This window comes from Ensifer sp. KUDG1, from assembly GCF_050434285.1.
Taxonomy (GTDB): Bacteria; Pseudomonadota; Alphaproteobacteria; order Rhizobiales; family Rhizobiaceae; genus Ensifer.
Genome location: NZ_JBNDIG010000006.1, coordinates 199,060 through 221,738, shown reverse-complemented (window position 1 = coordinate 221,738; position 22,679 = coordinate 199,060). Strand labels below are relative to the sequence as shown.

The following is a 22,679-nucleotide window of genomic DNA, read 5'->3' as shown; positions in this document are numbered from 1 at the left end:
TCGCATCCATGACCACCATGGACGTACTCGACGCGAAAGCGCTCAGGATCTTTATGGCGGTTGCGCGCATCGGTTCGATCCGGGGCGCTGCGGAGCATATGGGGCTGGCGCCATCGGTCGTCAGCCGCCAGATCGCCGACACTGAACGCGACATCGGCTTGTCCCTCTTCGAGCGCACCGCCCGCGGCACGGTCCTGACCGACGCCGGCGAACTGGTGCTCGAACACGGCAAGCGGGTACTCGAGGACAACGGGTTGCTCGCCGAACAGCTCGACCAGATCCGCGGCGTGCAGCAGACCCGCATCCGCATTCGATGCGGCGAGGGTTTCATGGCCGATCTGGTGGAGCACGGGCTTTCGTCGTTTTCGAAAGCGCATTCCTATGTGCGCTACATCGTCGAGCTCGGCAGCACGGAAGACGTGGTTGACGCCATCGCCAACAGCGATGCCGATATCGGCATCGCCTACAATCCCCTGACCGAGCCGCGCATCCGGGCGCTGGCGATTGCGCGCCAGCCGCTCTGCGTCATCGTGCCGGCGGGTCATCCGCTTTCCGAGCGAAGCGCCCTGAAACTTGCCGATTGCCTCGCCTTCCCCTGCGCCTTGCTCGGCAAGGGCAATGGCGTGACCCAACTGGTGGCGCGCGTGGCGGCCGATGCGGGGCTCGCGCTTGCGCCGCTGCTCGAAACCCATTCGATCGAGGTGCTCAGGCGTTTTGTCGCCGCAAACCTTGGCGTCACCTTCCTGCCGCGTACGTCCGTCACTGTCGAAATCGCGCGCGGGTCCATGCGGGCGATCGATCTCGCCGATCCGCTGCTGAGCGAGGCGAGCGCGCATCTGATGGTGCGGGCGCACCGCCGCCTGCCGCTGTCAGTCGAAAAGCTCGGCCAGCACCTTGCACAGGAAATGCAGTCCTTCCGGACGTAAGCTACCGTCCCCGGCTCCATGAAGCCCACGTGCCGCGGACGCGCCTGCCCCGTCGCCGGCGGCCCTCCAGACGTTGCCACGCCAGCAACGCATTGTACCAGGCGCGCCGTCTACCCGCTCACCAGCCCGCATGCCACCTTCGCCGGATCAATCTGTTCATACGAGGGTAAGCGGATCATGACGGCGGAACGAACGACAGTGGGCGTGGTGGGACTGGGGGCCATGGGGCTCGGCATGGCGACGACGCTCGCCAGCAAAGGCTTTGCCGTCAAGGGCTTCGACCTTTCCGACGCACGCCGCGCGCTTGCCGCCGATGGCGCGGTGACCCCGGTCGCCTTACTCGCTGAGGTCTTCTTCGACACCGATTTCATCGTCTTCTCGCTGCCGACCGCCAAGGACGTGGCCGCCGTCGTCGAGGCCAATCTCGAGGCGCTGAAGGAGGCCGGTCGGCGGGTCGTCATCATCGACACCTCGACCTCCGAGCCGGATGTCTCGCGTGATCTCGCCGCAGCCCTTGCAGGCCTCGGCCACGGCTTCATCGACGCGCCTGTCTCCGGCGGACCGGCGGGTGCCGCAAGCGGCAAGCTGACGATGATGATCGGCGGCAGCGATCAGGACGTCGGCCTTGCCGGCCCGGTGATCGACGCGATGTCGGCCAAGGCCCTGCATGTCGGCCCGAGCGGCGCCGGCAACGTCGCCAAGCTCGTCAACAACCTGCTCGCCGCCGCCCATATGGTGACGACGGGCGAAGGGCTGAAGCTGGCGCTTGCCGCCGGGCTCGATGCCGAAGAGGCGCTGAAAGTGCTCAACGCCGCCTCCGGCAAGTCGATGATCAGCGAAGTGCATTTCCCGACCTGGGTGATGAACGGCCGCTTCGACAGCGGCTTCACCATGGGCCTGATGCGCAAGGACGTGCGGCTTGCCAGCGAGCTTGCGGCCCGCACCGGCGCCGATCTGCCGCTCTCGGGCGCGGTCGCCAAGCTCTGGGCCGAAAGCCCGCTCGACAACGCCGAAGACTTCACCCGCATGGGCGCCTTCCGCCCCGTGGCCAACGACAACTGAGACTTGAAGGGAACGACGATGAACGACATGACCATGCCCGCCAAGGCCGAGCGCATCCGGGCGCTGTTCCACGGCCTCATCCCCGGCACCGAGATCGGCAGCTATGTCGACGGCACGCTAGTGCCCGGCTCCGGCGACGAACAGGCGCTCACCGATCCGGCGACCGGCGAAATCTTTGCCACCTTCAAGGATGCCGGCGCTGATGTCGTCGATGCGGCGCTGCAGGCGGCGGCGCGCGCCCAGCGCGAATGGATCTCGATGACCGCTTCGGCCCGCGGCCGGGTGATGAACGAGATCGCCCGCAAGATCCGCGAGCGCGCCGGGGAGATCGCCGAACTCGAAAGCCGCTCGGCTGGCCGGCCGATCCGCGACATTCGTGGCGAGGCGGTGCGCGTCGCCGAGATGTTCGAATATTATGCCGGCTGGTGCGACAAGCTACATGGCGAGGTGATCCCGGTTCCGACCTCGCACCTGAACTATACCCGCAACGAGCCGGTCGGCGTCGTCGCCCAGATCACCCCCTGGAACGCACCGCTCTTTACCGGCGGCTGGCAGATCGCGCCTGCCATCTGCGCCGGCAACGGCGTCGTCATCAAGCCGTCGGAACTGACGCCGCTGAGCACCCTCGTGCTCGGTGCGCTCTGCGAAGCGGGCGGCGCGCCGCGCGGCCTCGTCAACGTCATCGCCGGCCAGGGCGTGACTGCCGGCCAGGCGATGGTCGCCCATCCGAAGACGGCGCTCGTCGTTTTCGTCGGCTCGGCGCTCGCCGGTTCGGCGATTGCCGCGGCAGCGGCGAAGAACGTCGTGCCCTGCATCCTCGAACTCGGCGGCAAGTCCGGCAACATCGTCTTTGCCGATGCCGATATCGACCGTGCCATCGTCGGCGCCCAGTCGGCGATCTTCTCCGGCGCCGGCCAGAGCTGCGTTGCCGGCTCGCGTCTGCTCGTGCATCGCTCGGTGCATCAGCAGTTCGTCGAACGTTATGCTGAGGCTGCCGCCCGCATTCCGGTTGGCGATCCCTATCTGGATACGACGCAGATCGGTCCGATCAACAACGCCCGCCAATGGGCGAAGATCGAGGAAATGGTCAAGCAGGGCGTGGCCGAAGGTGCGACGCTTGCAACCGGCGGCGCCAAGCCGGCTGCCCTTCAGTCCTCCGGCGGCTTCTATTTCGCGCCGACCATTCTCGACAACGTCAAGCCGGACATGACGATCGCCCGCGAAGAGGTCTTCGGCCCGGTCGTCGGCGTTACCGTCTTCGACGACGAGGAAGAAGCGGTGACCCTCGCCAACGACAATCCTTATGGCCTTGCCGGTGCGGTCTGGACCCGTGATGTCGGCCGCGCCCACCGGGTCGCGTCAAAGGTGCGGGCCGGGACCTTCTGGATCAACGGCTACAAGACGATCAGCGTCATGTCGCCCTTCGGTGGCTTCGGCCGCTCCGGCTATGGCCGTTCCTCCGGCCGCGACGCACTGATGGCCTATACCCAGACGAAGAGCATCTGGGTCGAGACCGCGGAAAACCCGGCCGTCGTCTTCGGCTATTCGCCGGAAGCCTGATCAGCACGATCCCGAAACGAGAAACGGCCGGCGAAATGCCGGCCGTTTCTTTTTGTGACTGAAGTTCCGCTGGCTCAGAATTCGAATGCGGTCGACACCATGAAGGTGCGCGGCGCGCCGGCGGCAAGGAAGCCACGGGCTGACGAGGCCCAATAGTTCTCGTCGAAGACGTTCTGCACGGTCGCGCGCACTTCCACCGGCTTGCCGCCTTCGCGCTCGAAGGAATAGCGCGCGCCGAGATCGACCCGCGTCCAGTCCGAAACCTTCTGCGTGTTTTTCTGGTCGTAGTAGGTGCTGCCGGTGTAGACGAGGCGGCCCGTCAGCGTCAGGTTCTCGACCCAGGGAGTGTCATACTCGCCGTAGAGGCTGACCGCGACATCCGGAACGCCGGGAACACGATTGCCATCGAACCGTTCCCCTGTCCGCGAGTTTTCTGCCTTATCGAGCTTGGCGTCCATGAACGTGACCCCGCCAAGCAGGCGAACACCGTCAACCGGTTCGCCGTAGGCCGAGAGCTCGAGACCACGGTTAACCTGCAGGCCGTCGACGGCGAAGACGCCACCGGTCGTCAGACCGTTGGGCTGTCTGATCTCGAACAGCGCTGCGCCCAGCATCACCTCGCCGAGATCGTACTTGAGGCCGATTTCCTTCTGCTTGCTGACGACCGGAGGGAATATCTGGTTGCTGTTCACAGCGGTGGACGGCGCTGACGGCCCTTCGGTCAGGGCTTCCACATAGTTGGCATAGACCGAGAGGCTGTCGGAAACGTTGAAGAGAGCGGCGACGGCAGGACTGAACCGGGATTCTTCGTAGTAGTAGGTCTGCTGACCAAGCGGCACGGCACCGGGACGCGTATTGTAGCCCCGCACACGCATTTCCTGATAGCGCCCGCCGACCGTCAGCTGGAACCGATCCTCGGCGAACGAAAGCGTATCGGAGATTGCAACGCTAGTCGCGAGCAGGTCAGAAAATGCATGTAGGTCGTTCGAGCGCGGAAGTCCGCCCGTATTGACCCAATCGCTCGGCACATAGATCGGGTTGTAGATATTCGTCATATAGCTTCTGAAGCCGAGCCGACCGGGATGGAAGTAGCCGCGGTTGTTCTCGTTGAGCGCCCGGCTTACGGAAACGTTCAGTTGGTGACCGACGGGACCGGTATCGAACTCAGACCGAAGGCCGATTTCCCCCGAGACACCTTGGATCTCCTGCGGATTGTAGCCGAATTCGGCCAGTGCATCGCCCTTGGAGTTCTGAATTGTGTAGGAGGTGCTCAGGAAGTCCTCGCGGTAGCGGCTGATGCCGCCGGCCGCGTAAACAGTGGTGTTATCCAGCACGTCGAATTCGATGCGACCAGCGGCCATGTTATGCTCGCTGTCGTGGTATTCGAACGGGTTGGATGTGTTGATCCGGCCGTCCGGCGCTTCCGGGATCTTGATGCCCGGCGCTGCCGCGTTGAACAGCGAGGCCGGCGCATTGATGTTCTGCTTGGAGTGGTTGATGTCGAGCGAGGCGCGTACCCGTTCGCCGCGATAGTCGAGGCCGAGCGACAGCACGCCGATCTCGTTCTCGTTGTGATCAAGCGCCGTGTCTCCGCCGCGATAGGATCCGTTGAAACGGACGCCCCATTCGCCCTCGGGTCCGAAACGGCGACCGACATCGAGGTGCGACCACAGTTGCGAGTCCGACATATAGGTCGTCGTCAGCCGCGTCAGCGGCTCGTCGGTGGCGCGCTTGGGCACGAGGTTGATGGTTCCGCCGACGCGGCCGACGCCACCGTTGACCAGCGCGCTCGGGCCCTTCAGCACTTCGACCCGCTCGATGCCCTCAAGCGGGCTGCGGCGCGGATTGGTGATGTAGAACAGGCCGTCATAGGCGGTGTCCAGATTGGTGACCGAGAAGCCGCGGATGAAGAAGGAGTCGCGCTCGCTGAATGCCGGCGCATCCATGCGCACGGACGGATCGTTGAGCGTGATGTCGGAGATCGTTCGCGCCTGCTGATCGCGGATCAGCTTGTCCGTATAGCTGGTGATGCTGAACGGCGTTTCCTTGACAGGGCGGTTGCCAAGCGCGCCGAGCCGCGCACCCGTTGCCATCTGACCGCCCGCATAGGGAGCCGAAGGCTGGCCGATGGTGCCGGTCTCGGGCGGCTGGCCGCCCGTTTGCCCGACGGCCACGATGGGCGCCAGTTGCGTCGCGCCGCCCGAACTGCGTTCAGCCTGGGCCGGGCTTTCGACCCGGTTGGTCTTGCGCGCCTCCTGCGCCGACGTCGCTACGGCGGACATCGCCAGCAGCGACACACCCGCCAGAACGACTTTGCCTCGCCGACGCGAAACCGAATTGAACCTGCCCCTTGCCATTCTCTTACCCCTGTAACTTCGATTAACGTGAATTCCGTATCCGCCACGGTCGCCGGCCGAACCCAGCCGCCGCTCAGAACGCGACGCACCCGCCTTGCCCGTTGAACAACGGTGCAGGGCGAGCCCCAGACATTGCGTTCAGTTGCGGCTATTTCGACCGACAGACGGGTCTCGTGCGCAGCAGCTCGCTTCGGCAAAGCGGGTGCGTGACCGGCCCTTCGGTCACTGCGCGTGCGGTTACGCCGATGCAGGCCCGCAGCCAGACAAAGTGTCGGCGACCGCGGGGCGTCCCATGGTTGGGAACAGTCTCAAAACTGGGCGACATTGCGAACATCGGCATTGAAACATCAACTATAACAACGGCATAAAACTTGAATTTCTAAGTCAAGTCTGTGCACGTATAGTCGGATTCGGCCGGGCGTCCACGCTTTTTGTGCGTGAATTCAGCGGTTAACGGTAAACCGGACATTGCCTGCCAGATGCGGAATGACGGGTAATCGGGCCTGGCGGGTCCGTTATCTCACGCCGGACGGCACAACCCACTCCAACGCAGGCCGGCCGATCGGAAACCGGGCCATCCGAAGATCGATGGGAAAAGGATGCCCTTATCGAGCGACGCCCCTATCCACCCAAGGGCCGCTCAGTCCTCCGGAGCGGCTCGCTCGCCTGTCAGGCGCGGAAGCGATCGAAAGCGGTCAAGCGCTTGATCGGCGGATCGGCTTCCTTCCAGCGGTAGATCTCCGAGCGGAGATAGCCGAGTTCGTCTTCCAGTGCGGTTTCGGCGACCTCGACCCACCAGGCTTTCGGGCGCCCGTCGCTTCCGTCAGACCAGCGGTAGCCGCGGGCTTTCAGGTGATCCTTCATGTCGAACGGGCTGTTTTCCGCAAAAATGCGGACGCGCGATCGCAGGCTCGCCTGGTAAAGCTCGGCAAAGGGTGTTTCGCCGGAGCCGCCATCCTTGGCAAGGACTTCGAGCAGAGCGAAACAGTCGTCGACCGCCCGATGGCCGTCGTGGAAGTAGCCGGCCTGCCCGATCAGGTAGCCGAGTTTCGTGCCTTCGAAGCCGCGAGAGGACCAATCGACCTCGGAGACGGAACAGGCCCACGCCTTTCCGGCGAAAACGGGCGAGAAGGCCTCGCAGAAGGGCCGGTCGAAGCCGGCATTGTGGGCGATGACAAGGTCCGCCTTTTCCATCAGCACCCGCACCTCATCGAGGTCGATCGACTTTCCCGCAACCATCTCGTTGGTGATGCCGGTCAGGCGGGTGATTTCCGCGGGGATCGGGTTGGTCGGCTGGCGCAAGCCGCCGAAAACGCCGGTCACATCGCCGAGGTTCCCCTTCTCATCGAAGGTAAAGGCGACCAGCCCGATCTCGATGATCTCATCCTTGCGATGGTTGAGCCCGGTGGTTTCAGTATCGAGGATAACGCCATGCAGCGGAAAGCCGGGACGAGCGACGGGCACCACGGAACGCGGCACGAGCCGCTGCAACAGGCGATAACGACCCGTCGCCTGAAGGTGACGGACCATGTCTTCCTCGTTCAGCGATGCTCTTTTGACCGCTGAGCCACCGCCTGCCTTTTTGGAGGTGGCCTCGCTCGAAGCAAAGAGGTCGAACTGCTGCGTCATTCGGTTGTCCCGCACATTAACGACTCACACGCGTGCGCTCCAGAATAGCCGCTAACGGGCATGCTTCCCAGAAAATCAGGAAGAAGGCGCAGGAGCGCCTGTTTTTCAGGGGCAAAAGATGGGGAAACTGACCCTCGCTTCAATAGGCTGCGGCGGCACTGTCGTCCCTACCCCCGTCAACACGGGGTGCAGAAACGACAGTGCCGCCGCAGCGAGAACGTCAGTAACGTCGTGGCGATTGCGCCGCTCGATCAGGCCGCGCGGCTCCAGCTTTCACGTGCCGCAGCAGCTTCCAGCTTGAACTTCGCCAACATCGTGCGCAGCTGACGGCTTTCTTCGGCGAGTGTGCCGCTCGCCGCCGTGGTCTCTTCGACCATCGCCGCGTTCTGCTGGGTCATCTGGTCCATGTGGTTGACCGAGGTGTTGATCTCCTGCAGCGCAGTCGCCTGCTCGCGGGCAGCAGTTGCGATCGTGTTGACGTGGCCGCTGACATTGTTGACCAGCGTCTCGATCTCCAGCAGCGCCTCGCCGGTGGAACGCACCAGCGAAACGCCGGTTTCGACTTCCGATGCCGAGCTGTGGATCAGCGTCTTGATCTCCTTGGCCGCATTGGCCGAACGCTGGGCGAGTTCTCGCACTTCCTGGGCGACAACGGCAAAACCACGGCCGGCCTCGCCGGCGCGTGCCGCTTCGACGCCGGCATTGAGCGCCAGCAGGTTCGTCTGGAAGGCGATCTCGTCGATGACGGAGATGATCTGGTTGATGCGGTTCGACGAATCCTCGATGCGCCCCATCGCGTCGACCGCGCTGCGGACGATCGCACCGGAACGGCCGGCGCTTTCCTTGGTGGCACGCACCATCTCATGCGCCTCGTTCGCCCGCTCGGAGGCGGTGCGCACGGTCGAGGTGATCTCGTCGAGTGCCGCAGCGGTCTCTTCAAGCGCTGCCGCCTGCTGTTCCGTGCGCTTGGAAAGATCATTGGCAGCCGAGCTCAGTTCGGCCGAGTTGTCGTTGATGGTGCTTGCGGCGCTGCGCACGTTCTGCATGGTCGAGCGCAACGTCACCATCGTCTGGTTGACGTTCACCTGCAGCTCGGCAAAGGCGCCGTGGAATTCGCCGCGCATGGTCTGCGTCAGGTCGGCATCGGCAAGGGCTGCAATGACGCGGCGAACCTCGTTGACCGTCTGGTCGACGCTCGACACCAGCTCGTTGACGCTCGAGGCAAAACGGTTGAGGTCCTCGTTTTCGTAGTCCTTGTTGATGCGGCCGGTGAAATCGCCGGCAACGGCCGAGGCGACGACGACGCTGATGTTGGACTGCAGGTCGCTGCTGCGGGCATGGAGGGCTGCTTCCTGCGCCTTCATCGCACGCATGGCAATGCCGTTCTTGCGGAAGACTTCAACGGCGCGGGCCATCTCGCCGATCTCGTCCTGGCGGGAAACGTCCGTCGCATCTCCATCGAGTTTGCCGTCCGCAAGTTCGCTCATCGTCGAGGTCAGGTCACGGACCGGCATGACGATACCGCGGCGGGCAACGACGAGGCTGACGCCGACGCCGAAGAGTACGCAAAGCGCCGCGGCGGCGGCAAGGATCGTCATGGCCACGGACGAGGAGTTGAGCGCCTCTTCACGGGCCGTCGCCAGCGCATCGCCGGAATAGGTGCTGTAGGTCTTGACCGTTGCCGTCACCGTCTTTTGGGCTTCGAGCGCCTTGTCGAGTGCGGCCTTGACGGCACCGGCATCGCCGCCCTTTTCGGCGGCAACGGCGACCATGGCGCGGATCTCGTCGAAGTAGCTGTTGAGCGTCAGGCGAATGTCGTTCAACAGCTTGTCTTCGGCATCGTCGGCGACGGCCTCGATCTTGGTCAGGCGACCGAGCATTTCTTCGGCACGCTTCTCGGTTTCCGCGCCAAATTCGGCAGCGTTCTCAGGCGCGGCGGCGAGCTGGTAGGTCATGCGGCTGACGGCAATGATGTCGACCCGCAGGTCCATCGCCTCGCGCGCTGCTTCCTCACGGGCGCCGACATCGACGATCGTCGCACCGAGCGAGGAAAGACCACGCGCTCCGGCGAGCGCAATCAGAATGGAGGAAATGCCCATGACCACGACCACGAGGCCGACCTTGGTCAAAATCGAGAGGTTCTTGAACGTCACTGCCGTGACTCCTTGGATGTCGCGATCGCGCTGTTGGGAGGGACATGGTCAGCCAAACCGGCGGGAGGAGGACCGGATGTTTGCAAGCGCCGTCGAGGGAGGAGGTCGGGCGCGCACTGACCAATGAGCACTTAGTAATTTCGAATTTAAATTCGAGTTAAAAAAGCGATCACGTCTTTTCGCATATGCAGCAAAAGAAATGGCGCATATCCCGGAACGAAAAACGGGCGGACGATCGCTCGCCCGCCCGCAGACCACCGCAGCAGTCTTGGGAGATTTCAGTCTTTCCGGCTTATGACCGGCCGTAGCCGCCGCCGGTCGGGGTCACGACGGTGAAGGCTTCGCCGGCTTCCAGAACCGTATGGGCGCAACCCGACAGCTCCTCCGTCCGGCCGTCGTTGCGGCGGACGATGTTGCGGCCAAGTTCACCCTGGCTTCCGCCCTTGATGCCGAAGGGCGCGACCCGGCGATGACCTGAGAGGATGGCGAAATCCAGTTTTTCGCGGGCACGGATCGTGCGCTTCGTGCCGTTGCCGGCATTCCACTGGCCGCGACCACCCGAGCCGACACGAATGTGGAAGTCTTCGAGCACCACCGGAAAGCGGGTTTCGAGGATTTCCGGGTCGGTGAGCCGCGAATTGGTCATGTGGGTATGGACCGCATCGGCGCCGTTGTAGCCGGGACCGGCCGGTGCGCCCGAGCAGATCGTTTCGTAGTACTGATAGTTGTCGTTGCCGAAGGTCAGGTTGTTCATCGTCCCTTGCGCGCCCGCCTGGCTCTGGACCGCGCCGAACAGGCAGTTGGTGACGGCCTGGCTGACCTCGACGTTGCCGGCGACGACGGCGGCCGGATAACGCGGCGTCAGCATCGTGCCCTCGGGGATGACGATGTGGATCGGACGCAGGCAACCGGCGTTCATCGGAATGTCGGCCTCGACCAGCACGCGGAAGACATAGAGAACCGCCGCGCGGGTGACAGGCGCCGGCGCGTTGAAGTTGTCGCCGCGCTGCTCGGACGTGCCGGTGAAATCGACCGTCGCCTCGCGCTTGTCGCGGTCGACGGTGATCTTGACCACGATGCTGCAGCCCTGGTCCATCTCGTAGGAGAACTCACCATCGGGCAACTGGTCGAGCACGCGGCGCACGCTCTCGGCGGCATTGTCCTGGACGTGGCCCATATAGGCTTCGACCACATCCTCGCCGAACTGGGCGATCATCTTCTTCAGTTCGGCGACGCCCTTTTCGTTGGCCGCAACTTGCGCCTTCAGGTCGTTGACGTTCTGCAGGATGTTGCGCACCGGATAACGTGCACCGTTCAGAAGCGCTTCGAGCTCCACTTCGCAGAAGCGGCCGGCATCGATGAGCTTGAAGTTGTCGATATAGACGCCTTCCTCCTCGATATTGGTGGCAAGCGGCGACATCGAGCCCGGCGAGATGCCGCCGATATCGGCATGATGGCCGCGGCTGGCGACCCAGAAGCGGATCTCTCGTCCGGCATCGTCGAAGACTGGCGTGCAGACGGTGAGGTCAGGCAGGTGCGTACCGCCGTTATAGGGCGCGTTGATCAGGAACACGTCGCCCGGATGGATGACCGGGTTTTCGCGGATCGCAGTTGCGACCGAGGCGTCCATGGAGCCGAGATGCACCGGCATGTGAGGGGCATTGGCGACGAGATTGCCGCGGTTGTCGAAGACGGCGCAGGAGAAATCGAGCCGCTCCTTGATGTTGACCGAATAGGCGGTGTTCTGCAGTGTCACGCCCATCTGCTCGGCGATCGACATGAAGAGGTTGTTGAAGATCTCCAGCATGACCGGATCGGCATGGGTGCCGATCGCGCTTTGCTGCTGCAGCACCTTCACGCGGCGAAGCACGATATGGTCCTTCGCGGTTAGCTCCGCCTGCCAGCCGTCCTCGACGACGACGGTCTGGTTCGGTTCGATGATGATCGCCGGACCGTCGAGCCGCTGGCCGGGGCTCAGCTCGGCGCGCAGCAGGACCGGCGCATCGTGGAACTGGCCTTGAGAATAGAACTGGGTGCGACGTGAAACGTCTGGTGCGCCTGACGTGACGGATGCGCCTTCGCGCTCCATCTGGGCCGCACCGCCGCCGACCGTCTCGACTTCGACGGCGTCGATCACCAGCGCCTTGTTGTCGGCGACGAAGCCGAAGCGGCGCTTGTGCAGCTCTTCGAACTCGGCGCGCAGGCGGGCGATGTCGTCATGCGCCGGGAAGGTCGCGTCGACGGCGAGCACCGTATCAGTGCCGGCATAGCGGATATGGGCGCGCAGATGGGTGCGGATCTCGTCGCGGGCAATTCCTTGGGCTTCCAGTTCGCCGAGGCAGTCGACTTCCAGCTCGGCGCCGAGCGTGCTGAGCGCTGCCGGCGCCTGGTCGTCGAGCGCGACGCCGAGCGCCTTCTGGCGGGTCGAGCGGATATCGGCAAGGCCCATGCCGTAGGCCGAGAGCAGGCCGGACATCGGATGCACGAGAATGCTCTTCATGCCGAGTTGGTCGGCAACGAGGCAGGCGTGCTGGCCGCCGGCGCCGCCGAAGCAACTCAACGCATAGCGCGTCACGTCATAGCCGCGCTGCACGGAAATCTTCTTGATCGCCTCGACCATGTTGGCAACGGCGATGCGGATGAAGCCATCGGCCACGTCCTCGGGGCTCCGGCCATCGCCGATCTCGGAGGCCATGGCGGCAAAGCGGCCGCGGACGGTCTCGACATCGAGGCGCTCGTCCTGGTTCGGTCCGAAGAGCGCCGGGAAGAAATCCGGCATCAGCTTGCCGAGCATGACATTGGCATCGGTGACAGCAAGCGGGCCGCCGTTGCGGTAGCAGGCGGGGCCCGGGTTGGCGCCGGCCGAGTCCGGGCCGACGCGGAAACGCTCGCCGTCGAAGTGCAGGATCGAACCGCCGCCGGCGGCAACCGTGTGGATCAGCATCATCGGCGCGCGGACACGCACGCCGGCGACCTCGGTCTCGAACGCACGCTCATATTCGCCGTCGAAATGGGCGACGTCGGTGGAGGTGCCACCCATGTCGAAGCCGATGACGCGATCAAAGCCCGCGGCTTCACCGGTCTTGGCTAGGCCGACGACACCGCCGGCGGGGCCGGAGAGAATGGCGTCCTTGCCCTGGAACATCTCCGCTGCCGTCAGGCCACCCGACGACATCATGAACATGACGCGCGCGCCAGTGCGGGCAATGTCGAGCTCGCCCGAGACTTGAGCGACGTAGCGGCGCAGGACCGGGGAAAGATAGGCGTCGATGACGGTGGTGTCGCCGCGGCCGACATATTTGATCAGCGGCGAAACCTCGTGGCTGACCGAGACCTGCTCGAAGCCGAGTTCGCGGGCAATGCGGGCAACGGCCGCCTCATGCTCCGGGTATTTGTAGGCATGCATGAAGACGATGGCGACGGCCTTATAGCCCTTACCCTTCAGGTCATCGAGGGCAACGCGCGCCTTTGCCTCGTCGAGCGGCTGCTCGACGATACCGTCGGCCAGCACCCGCTCGTCGAGTTCGACGATGTCCTGGTAGAGCGCTTCCGGCTTGATGATTTCGGTCGCGAAGATCTTCTTGCGTTCCTGGTAGCCGATCTTCAGCGCGTCGCGGAAACCCTTGGTCGTCACCAGCGCCAGGGGCTCGCCCTTGCGCTCGAGCAGCGCATTGGTGGCGACCGTCGTGCCCATGCGCACTTCGCCGATGAGACCGGTCGGGATCGGCGCACCGGTCGCAAGGCCCAGATGCAGGCGAATGCCCTGCACGGCCGCGTCGCGGTAGGCCTCGGGATTTTCCGAAAGCACCTTGCGCGCATGCAAGTTCCCTTGCGGATCGCGACCGATGACATCGGTGAAGGTGCCGCCGCGGTCGATCCAGAAGTCCCAGCTGCCGGTTTCGCGTGCGCTCATTGTCCATCCCTCTCATTCGCGAGCCGCTTCATTGTGCAAGCCCGGAAATTCATCAAAGCAGTTCGTTGACAAAATGTCGATAAAATGATGACATAAAATCGTCAAGATGAGGAAGAGCTGAATGACGAAGAAGTCGGAGGATAGCTTCGAAGGAAGGGAATGGGCCGAAAATGCCCTGCCCGAACATCTAAAGCCGGTCGCGGCCATCGGCCCGATCGTTTCCTCCGCGCACCTGGCTGAAGGCGGCTCTCCCGGCCTCTCCGAGGTCGAATACGGGTTGATTCTCGCGTCGCATGCCTTTCACCGCTGGATGATGCGCTGCATGGCGGCTGCCGGCGTTCCCGGTCTCTCCCCCATCGAAATCCTGATCCTGCACACGATCCGTCATCGCGATCGCGGCAAGAAGCTCGCCGACATCTGTCTCGTACTCGACATCGAAGACACCCATGTCGCGACCTATGCCATCCGCAAGCTCGAAGCCGCCGGCCTGGTGACGACGGGCAAGGAAGGCAAGGAAAAGACCATCCTCATCACCGACAAGGGCTCGGACGCCTGCACGCGCTACGCAAAGATCCGCGAGCGGCTGCTGGTTTCCTCCACCGCCAAGGCGCGTCCTTCCGAAGAGACGCTTTCCGAGATCGCCGCCGTCCTGCGTTTCATGTCGGGCGCCTATGAACAGTCCGCGCGCGCCGCGACCACATTGTAACAAGGAAGACCGCGTGACCGTCGAAAAGCCTGCGCCCCTGCTCGCCGTTGAGAAGCTTTCCGTCGCCTTCAACGGCAATCCCGTCGTCGAAGACCTGAGCTTCACGGTAACACCGGGCCGCACGTTGGCAATCGTCGGCGAATCCGGCTCCGGCAAATCGGTGACGTCGCTGTCGATCATGCGGCTCGCCGACATGATGGGCGGCCAGTTTCCGACCGGCCGCATCCTGTTTCGCGGCAAGGACGGCGAAATCGATCTGACGAGCGCCCCGCAGAAGGCCATGCGCGCGATCCGCGGCAAGGAGATCGCCATGATCTTCCAAGAGCCGATGACGTCCTTGAACCCGGTCTTTACCATCGGCGACCAGGTCGCCGAAGTGCTGATGCTGCACGAGAAGATGACCAAGGCCGAAGCGCTCGTCGAGACGCGCCGCCTGCTCGACATGGTCCGCCTTCCTGACAGCGCCGAACTGATCGGCCGTTATCCGCACCAGCTGTCCGGCGGCATGCGCCAGCGCGTCATGATCGCCATGGCGCTTGCCTGCCGGCCGAAATTGCTGATCGCCGACGAGCCGACGACGGCGCTCGACGTGACGATCCAGGCGCAGATCCTGACGATCATCCGCGACCTGCAGAAAGAACTCGGCATGGCGGTGATCTTCATCACCCATGACATGGGTGTCGTCGCCGAAATGGCCGACGACGTCGTCGTTATGTGGAAGGGCCGCAAGGTCGAGGAAGGCCCGGTCGACGAGATCTTCGCAAGCCCCAAGCATCCCTATACCCAGACGCTGCTTTCCGCCGTGCCGAAGCTCGGCAGCATGACCGGCGAGGAATTCCCGAAGCGCCTGCCGCTGACCATGATGGTGGACGGCGAGCCGAAGCGCGTCGGCGAAACCCATATCCAGCGCACCGCCCGTTACGACGCTGCACCGATCCTTTCGGTGCGCGATCTCGTCACCCGCTTCGACGTGCGCAAGAACCTCTTCGGCAAGGCGACGCACCGCGTACACGCGATCGAGAATGTCAGCTTCGACATTTTCCCGGGCGAAACGCTGGCGCTGGTCGGCGAGAGCGGCTCGGGCAAGTCGACGATCGGTCGCACGATCCAGCAACTGCAGAACGCAACCTCGGGCGAGATCCTCTTTGGCGGTCGCCCGGTCTCGGCCATGAGCTATGCCGAGCGGCAGCGGCTGAAGCAGGAAATCCAGTACATCTTCCAGGACCCCTTCGCTTCGCTCGATCCGCGCAAGACTGTCGGCTTCTCGATTGCCGAGCCGATCCGCACCCATGGCCTGATCCTCGGTGAAAAGGAAATCGAAAAGCGCGTGCACGAATTGCTGGAGCGTGTCGGCCTGACGCCCGCGCATGCCAAGCGCTATCCGCACGAATTCTCCGGCGGCCAGCGCCAGCGCGTCTGCATCGCGCGGGCGCTTGCCTCCCGCCCCAAGCTGATCATCGCCGACGAGGCGCTGTCAGCCCTCGACGTCTCGATCCAGGCGCAGATCATCAACCTGTTCATGGAGCTGCAGGAACAGGAAGGCCTCGCCTATCTGTTCATCAGCCATGACATGGCGGTGGTCGAGCGTATGAGCCACCGCGTGGCCGTGCTCTATCTCGGCCAGGTCATGGAATTCGGCAGCCGCCAGCAGGTCTTCGAGACGCCGTCCCATCCCTATACCCGCCGGCTGCTTTCCGCTGTGCCCGTCGCCGAGCCCGGCAAGGGCCGCGAGCGCGCCATGCTGGAGGGCGAGATCCCGAGCCCGATCCGCCGCGTCGGCGACGAACCCGCGGTGCTGCCGCGCAAAGAGATCGCCCCTGGCCATTTTGTGGCCAAGGGTGCGTGAGCCGCTTTCTCTTCTCAAGAAGGCTGTCGAAACAGGAGTGAGTAAATGATCAACAAAAAGGGGATCCACGCCGCTTTCATCGCACTTGCGATGGCGGGCAGTTTCATGACCGCAGCCCCGGCCTTTGCCGCGGGCACGCTGACGGTGTCTTCGCCGCAGGATCCGGGAAGCTGGGACCCGGTCGACACCTTCCTCGTCAACTGGGCGTCGGTTGCCACCAACATCTATGACGGCCTGACCTATCGCGGCCCCGACTTGAAGCTCGTACCCGGTCTTGCGACCGCCTGGGAAGAGCTCGACGGCGGCAAGCGCCTGCGCTTCACGCTGCGCGAAGGCGTCAAGTTCCACAATGGCGAGCCCTTCAACGCCGAAGCGGTGAAGTTCACCTTCGACCGTCTGCTCGGCGAAGAAGGTTCCAAGGGCCCGCAGAAGTCCAACTATGCCGTGATCGAGAAGGTCGAGATCGTCGACGAGAAGACCGTCGACCTCGTTCTCAAGACCCCGGATCCTGTGCTTCTCACCAAGCTCGCCGGCTACGGTGCGATGATCGTTCCGCCGAAGTACATAAAGGAAAAGGGCGAGGACTACTTCAACGCCCATCCTGTTGGTACCGGCCCGTTCAAGTTCGTCTCCTATGAGCCGAAGGTCGGCATCAAGCTCGAAGCCTTCGCCGAGCATTGGGGCGGCGCGCCGAAGCTTTCCAACCTCAACTACCGCTTCATTTCGGAGCCGGCGACCGCCGTTGCCGAACTGCAGGCCGGCCGCGTCGATCTCGTCATCCCGCCGACCATTCCGATCGGCATGATCCCGACGATCCAGGGCGACAGCAATCTGGAGATCGTCTCCAGCGCCGGCCCGACGGTCTACGCGCTGCGCTTCAACACCCGCGACGGCATCACCAAGGATTCGAAGGTCCGCAAGGCGCTGATCCTCGGCGTCGATCGCGACACCATCATCCAGTCGATCCTCGCCGGCCAGGCCGACCCGATCGCCAGCTTCCAGGGCAAGCTCTCCTTCGGCTTCGACCCGGCGATGAAGCCGCTTCCCTACGATCCGGAACAGGCAAAGGCGCTGCTGAAGGAAGCCGGTGTTGCACCGGGTGCCTCCGTGCAGATCGACGTCCGCGGCAACGACGCGACCTTCAACGAGGTCGTGCAGGCAACCGCAAGCTACCTGCAGCTGATCGGCATCAACGCCACGATCAAACCGTACGAGACCAACGTTCTCTTGAACGACATCATCCCGGCCGGCAAGACCGGCGCGATGTTCCAGCAGTCCTGGGGCGGCTGGACGCTCGACTACGACAACACCGCCTACTCGATGTACCACTCGGGCGAAAAGTGGAACCCCTACGACAGCGATCCGGAACTCGACAAGCTGCTCGAATCGCAGCGCTCGATCACCGACCAGGCCAAGCGCGAGGAGATCCTCAAGCAGATCGCCAACTACGCCGCAGACCGTTCGCTCGAAATGCCGCTTTATAACCTCAACGCCATCTTCGGCGTGAGCAAGCGCGTCAAGAACTTCACGCCGGTGCCGGATAGCCGCCTGCGGCTGACGGACGTGACGGTCGAGTAATACAGGCCAGTCCGCCGCCTCACGCTTGAGGCGGCGGACCATTTTTCCAAAAGGGCGGGTCACTTGGCCGGATTTCTGATCAAACGTTTTCTGCAGGCGGTTTTCGTCGTGTTCGTCGTGACACTGACCGTCTCCTATGCCATCCGGTTCACCGGCGACCCGGCGCTGATGCTGGCGCAGGGTGCGGGCAGCGTCACCGAGGCCGACCTCGTGCGCATCCGCGAGGGCCTCGGCCTCAACCAGCCTTTCCTGGCGCAATATGCCGATTTCATCACGGGCATGTTCAGGCTCGATTTCGGCCGCTCCTTCATGGGCGGAACGCCTGTTTCGCAGCTGATCGCCTCTGCGTTGCCGGCGACCATGCTGCTCGCCTTCGCCTCGCTGATCGTCTCGATCGCAATTTCCATTCCGCTCGGCATTCGCGCCGCCGTCGCCCGCGGCAAATGGGCCGACCAGACGATCCGCATTCTGTCGCTGATCGGGCTTTCCTTCCCGAACTTCTGGCTGGCGATCATGCTGGTGTTGCTGTTCTCGATCGTCCTCAAATGGCTGCCGCCGAGCGGCATGGACGGTTTTGCAAGCTTCATCATGCCGGCGCTGACCATGGGCATCATCCTGACGGCAACCAATGTGCGCCTGGTGCGCACCGCGATGCTGGAAACCTTGCAGTCGCAATACATCATGGTCGCGCGCGCCAAGGGCCTCAGCGAAAGCAAGGTGCTCTACAAGCACGCGCTTCGTAACTGCGCGATCCCGCTGATCACCTATTTCGGCCTGCAGTTCGGCGGCCTGCTTGGCGGCATCGTCGTCGTCGAACTCGTCTTCAACTGGCCGGGCATGGGCACGCTGGCCTTCGATGCGGTCGCTTCCCGCGACTACCCCGTGCTTCAGGCGGTCATCACGGTGCTTTCGCTGATGATCGTGTTCGTCAATCTTCTGGTCGACATCGCCTATGGCCTCGTCGACCCGCGCATCCGGACGGAGTGAGCCGATGACGTCAAAGGCTGCAAACTCCCGCTTCGCCCGTTTCCGCAATCTCGAATTCATCCTCGGTGCGTTGCTCACCGGCGGCATCTGCCTCGCCGTTCTTTTCTCCGGCGTGCTCTTTCCCGGCGGCGTCGACAAGATCGACCTGATGGCGCGGCTGACGCCACCCTTCGTCAACTGGGCGCATCCGCTCGGAACCGACCCGCTCGGTCGTGACGTGCTTGCCCGGGTCGTTGCCGGCGGCAAGATCTCACTGCTCGTCGGCCTGACCTCGGTTGCCGGCGCCGTCGTCGTCGGCGTGGTCATGGGGCTCGTCTCGGGCTACTATCGCGGCTTCTGGGACATGATCGTCATGCGCTTTGCCGACGTTCAGCTCGCGCTCCCCTTCATTCTGCTCGCGATCACCTTCATCGCCATCGTCGGCGGCGGGCTCGGCAACACCATCATCCTGCTGATCGTCTCGCAATGGGTGCAATATGCGCGACTCGTGCGCGGCTCGGTGCTGTCGCTGCGCGAGCGCGAGTTCATCCAGTCGGCTCGCGCCATCGGCGTGCGCGACTACAAGATCCTGTTCCAGCACCTGCTGCCGAACCTGGTCGGCCCGGTGATCGTCCTGATGACGCTCAACGTCGCCAACAACATCCTGCTCGAAAGCAGCCTCACCTTCCTCGGCCTCGGCGTCGATCCGCTGATCCCGAGCTGGGGCGGCATGCTCGCCGACGGCCGTACCTACCTGCAGAACGCCTGGTGGGTCAGCGTCTTCCCGGGCCTTGCGATCCTCTTGACCGTTCTCGGCCTCAATCTTCTCGGCGACTGGCTGCGCGACAGCCTCGACCCAACCGGTAGAACCTCACGATGACGACGATTTTCGAAGGCGCCTTCGAGCGCACGCTCGACACGCTCCTGACCACCTACGGCAAGGAAGCCGCCCGCGGCACCAAGCTCGAAGCCTGGTTGTTCGACGATGCCGCGAGCCGCAAGGCGGCCGAACAGAAGCTCGCAAGCTTTGGCGTCAAGGCGGCGCTCAGGAGCGCCTACAAGCCGCTGCTGCATTTCTTCCTGGAAGAAGTGGATCGCGCAGCCCTCGCGAACGTCATCGTCCGCTATCCCCAGCATGAAGGTGCGCCACAGAACCGCTTCCTGCTCGAGGCCTATCCGCTCGCAGCCCTCCTCGGCGATGCCGAGATCCACTTTGCGGCCGGTAGCGCCAAGGCTTTCACCTACGATGTCGCACTGACCTTCCGTGACGGACGGAAGGAGAGCCACGCGGTCTTTGCCCCGAACCGCATCCACACCGACTTCATCGGCGAAACACTGCTGTCGCCGACGGGCTGGATCCGCCTCGACGAGGGCTGCGACAAACATCGCGAGTGCCACCTCGAGACCGATTACGAGCGGTTGTTTGCCGGTACGATGCAGGCGATCGCCGATCATGCCTGGGGCGACAGCGAGCCCTATTTCGAAGAGCTCAACATCCGCGCGACCCTGCCGATCACCGACTTCCGCCTGCCGGTCGGCGAAGAGGTCATCAGCCTTCGCGAGGCGCTGCACGAGGACTTCTATTTCTCGCTGCTCGAAGTCTTCCAGAAGAAATCCGGACGTCCGCTCGGCGACCGCGGCCTGAAGCCGGGCCAGATCGTGCCGGAGATCGTCTTCGGCGTCGGCAAGCCAACGGTCGCCGTCAAGGCCCGGCCGCTGCAGGCGACCGATGTCGACGGCGAAACCCTGCCGCTTAATACCGCCGAGGCACCGCTGGCGGTGGCGCAGATCCACGCCGAACTCGCCGCGATCGACGGCGAGCCCTTCGAGGCCAAGTCGCGTGCCGGCCGGCCGGTCAAGGCTCGCTACCACAAGGGAACCGACGCCGCTGTGATGATCAGCGGCGGTCAGCACCCGAACGAGACGACCGGCATCGTCGGCGTGCTCCGCGCCGCGCAGGCGCTCGCCACACGTGCCGGCACCCACTTCACCATCTCGCCGCTCGAAAACCCCGACGGCTATGCCGTGCATCAGCGACTGCGCGTCGACAACCCGCTGCACATGCACCATGCCGCCCGATACACCGCCCTCGGCGACGATCTCGAATATCGCACGGGTGCCGCACTCAACGAGCGCGAGATCCGCAAGGAAGCCGAGCGGCTGACGGGCGCGCAGCTGCACGTCAACCTGCACGGCTACCCGTCGCATGAATGGACGCGGCCGCTTTCGGGCTACGTGCCGCGCGGCTTTGCCATGTGGACCCTGCCCAAGGGCTTCTTCCTGATCATGCGCCACCACGCCGAATGGGAAGCGCGCGCCGAACAGCTGATCGCGGAAGTCACCGAGCGGCTTGCGGCCGTTCCGGGCCTGCTCGCCTATAACAACGCGCAGATCGCGCTTTACGAGACGCATGCCGGCGAGACCGGTTTCCGCATCATCAACGGCTTCCCCTGCATGATCTCCGTCGACGACCGCCACACGGCACCGCTGACGCTGATCACCGAGTACCCGGATGAGACCATCTACGGCGATGCCTTCATTGCCGGCCACGAGGCGCAGAAGGAAACGGTGCTCGCGGCCTATGACGCATTCCAGCGGATCATGGCGGTCGCCTGACCGCCACCATCGACCGGCTTATGGCCGGTCCGTGCCGCTGCGTGCCCTTGGGCAGCGGCACATCCTTGGCTCCCAAACCTCTCCCGGATCGCGCACGCACCTGCGGTCGCTCGGCCCTGCTTCATAGCGGCGGCGACGCGCCGGGGCTGCGGTGTCAACACCGCCGCGGCAAAAGCGATAGCCAGCGATTTTCCTGGGTACAAATGCAATCATGAGTAGGAAAACCGTCACACTCCCCGTTGACGGCCCGACAGGAATGCCTGAGAGGGCAATCCTATGGGATCATTGGGCTATTTCCCATCTGATCTCGGGGCAACACGACATGATTATATCGCGGGGGCGAAATTTAGATGAAGCTGCTGAAAAGCGCTCAGCAATCATTGATTGAGGGGATCTCCAACCGTCAGTTCGTCAGACTGGCAAACAGCACGAGTGCATTGAAGGGTCACAAGCATCGCATCGCGATGAACGACAACGACGCCATCATGACGCTGACGGATGGCAAAAACGAACTGCATATCTGCCGCCGCGATCGGCTTTGGCTCTACAAGCGTGGCATCGATGCGCGCATGGCCCAACTGACGCGCTCATACCTGCTGCACCACATCACCGAACCGCTTGAAGGGGCCTTCATCGATTGCGGCGCGAATGTGGGCGAACTCGGCAACTTTAGCCGCGGCAAGGGGCTGGAGTACCACGCCTTCGAGCCCGAGAACCTCGAGGCCGATTGCTGCGATCTCAACAATTTCGACGGCGCGCGCGGGACGAACCGCTTCGGGCTCTGGTCGCATGATGGCGAACTGACCTTCTATTCGAAACCTTCGACCGCCGATGGCTCGCTGTTCGAAACCGATGAATATGTCGATCAATTCAAGATCAAGGTGCGCAGCCTTGACAGCTTCGCCGCCGAGGTCGGCTTGAAGAAGATCGCCGTCCTGAAGATCGAAGCCGAAGGCGCCGAGCCTGAGATTTTGACCGGCGCACGCGAAATGCTGAAATCGACCGCCTATGTCACGGTCGACTGCGGCTTTGAAAAGGGCGTCAACAAGGAGAGCACTCTGGTCCCCGTCTTCAACATCCTGATCGATGCGGGCTTCGAGGCCGTCGACTGGAACCCGCAGCGCGTGACCGCGCTGTTCAAGGCCAAATCGCGCTGATCACGCTTTGATGACGGTCTCGCGTGGCAGCCCACCGGCGCTGCCGCGCAAGGCTACTTTACTGGCCTTCTTCCGATCGCCCGCCGTCCGGATGCGCGGGCATTCTCTCCGTCCCATCCGAACACGGTAAGCATCACCCGCGCTGCATTGCCGGGCTCCCGCCCTCGCCGCTAAAAAGGCAGGAAAGGCCGCAACGTTGTTGCAATCCTC

General features: G+C 63.7%; 14 protein-coding genes. 10 read left to right on the top strand and 4 right to left on the bottom strand.

The features are described from left to right. Positions 1-8 precede the first annotated feature (8 nt). From M2267_RS17300 to M2267_RS17290, 3 genes are all read left to right on the top strand, one after another. Complete coding sequence (locus tag M2267_RS17300) at positions 9-926, top strand: LysR family transcriptional regulator (RefSeq protein WP_429115741.1); 918 nt, start codon at positions 9-11, stop codon at positions 924-926. Positions 927-1,103: 177 nt separating this feature from the next. Further along, positions 1,104-1,988 carry an NAD(P)-dependent oxidoreductase gene (locus M2267_RS17295; protein ID WP_429115739.1) on the top strand — a complete coding sequence of 295 codons (885 nt, stop codon included), beginning with the start codon at positions 1,104-1,106 and terminating at the stop codon, positions 1,986-1,988. 18 nt (positions 1,989-2,006) lie between these two features. Beyond that, complete coding sequence (locus M2267_RS17290) at positions 2,007-3,548, top strand: aldehyde dehydrogenase family protein (protein WP_043621359.1); 1,542 nt, start codon at positions 2,007-2,009, stop codon at positions 3,546-3,548. A gap of 74 nt (positions 3,549-3,622) precedes the next feature. Here M2267_RS17290 and M2267_RS17285 read toward each other — a convergent pair whose 3' ends face one another. The 4 genes from M2267_RS17285 to M2267_RS17270 form a co-directional block, all read right to left on the bottom strand. Beyond that, positions 3,623-5,905 (bottom strand): TonB-dependent receptor, encoded by a 2,283-nt coding sequence (locus M2267_RS17285; RefSeq protein WP_245281690.1) that lies wholly within the window; start codon positions 5,903-5,905, stop codon positions 3,623-3,625. A 669-nt stretch (positions 5,906-6,574) separates the two neighbouring features. Next, positions 6,575-7,534: a 3'-5' exonuclease gene (locus M2267_RS17280; protein ID WP_043621356.1), complete on the bottom strand. Its 960-nt coding sequence runs from the start codon at positions 7,532-7,534 to the stop codon at positions 6,575-6,577. 251 nt (positions 7,535-7,785) lie between these two features. Further along, entirely contained in the window at positions 7,786-9,687 is a 1,902-nt protein-coding gene (locus M2267_RS17275; RefSeq protein ID WP_043622648.1) for a methyl-accepting chemotaxis protein, read from the bottom strand. A 292-nt stretch (positions 9,688-9,979) separates the two neighbouring features. Then, positions 9,980-13,600, bottom strand: coding sequence for a hydantoinase B/oxoprolinase family protein (locus M2267_RS17270; protein WP_429115736.1), 3,621 nt, complete (start codon positions 13,598-13,600; stop codon positions 9,980-9,982). Positions 13,601-13,721: 121 nt separating this feature from the next. Between M2267_RS17270 and M2267_RS17265 the strand changes: the two genes are divergently transcribed. The 7 genes from M2267_RS17265 (at position 13,722) to M2267_RS17235 (ending at position 22,469) form a co-directional block, all read left to right on the top strand. Further along, positions 13,722-14,306 carry a winged helix DNA-binding protein gene (locus tag M2267_RS17265; RefSeq protein ID WP_043622645.1) on the top strand — a complete coding sequence of 195 codons (585 nt, stop codon included), beginning with the start codon at positions 13,722-13,724 and terminating at the stop codon, positions 14,304-14,306. A 13-nt stretch (positions 14,307-14,319) separates the two neighbouring features. Beyond that, entirely contained in the window at positions 14,320-16,152 is a 1,833-nt protein-coding gene (locus M2267_RS17260) for a dipeptide ABC transporter ATP-binding protein (RefSeq protein WP_429115734.1), read from the top strand. Between the two features lie 90 nt (positions 16,153-16,242). After that, positions 16,243-17,730 (top strand): ABC transporter substrate-binding protein, encoded by a 1,488-nt coding sequence (locus M2267_RS17255; protein ID WP_429115916.1) that lies wholly within the window; start codon positions 16,243-16,245, stop codon positions 17,728-17,730. 63 nt (positions 17,731-17,793) lie between these two features. Then, complete coding sequence (locus tag M2267_RS17250; RefSeq protein WP_043622640.1) at positions 17,794-18,717, top strand: ABC transporter permease; 924 nt, start codon at positions 17,794-17,796, stop codon at positions 18,715-18,717. A gap of 4 nt (positions 18,718-18,721) precedes the next feature. Beyond that, positions 18,722-19,576: an ABC transporter permease gene (locus tag M2267_RS17245; protein WP_429115732.1), complete on the top strand. Its 855-nt coding sequence runs from the start codon at positions 18,722-18,724 to the stop codon at positions 19,574-19,576. Then, positions 19,573-21,312: a M14 family metallopeptidase gene (locus M2267_RS17240; protein ID WP_429115730.1), complete on the top strand. Its 1,740-nt coding sequence runs from the start codon at positions 19,573-19,575 to the stop codon at positions 21,310-21,312. Before M2267_RS17245 ends, M2267_RS17240 begins: the two co-directional genes overlap by 4 nt. Positions 21,313-21,662: 350 nt before the next feature. Further along, positions 21,663-22,469, top strand: a complete 807-nt coding sequence (locus M2267_RS17235; protein ID WP_429115728.1) for an FkbM family methyltransferase — start codon at positions 21,663-21,665, stop codon at positions 22,467-22,469. The last annotated feature ends 210 nt before the right edge of the window (positions 22,470-22,679 follow it).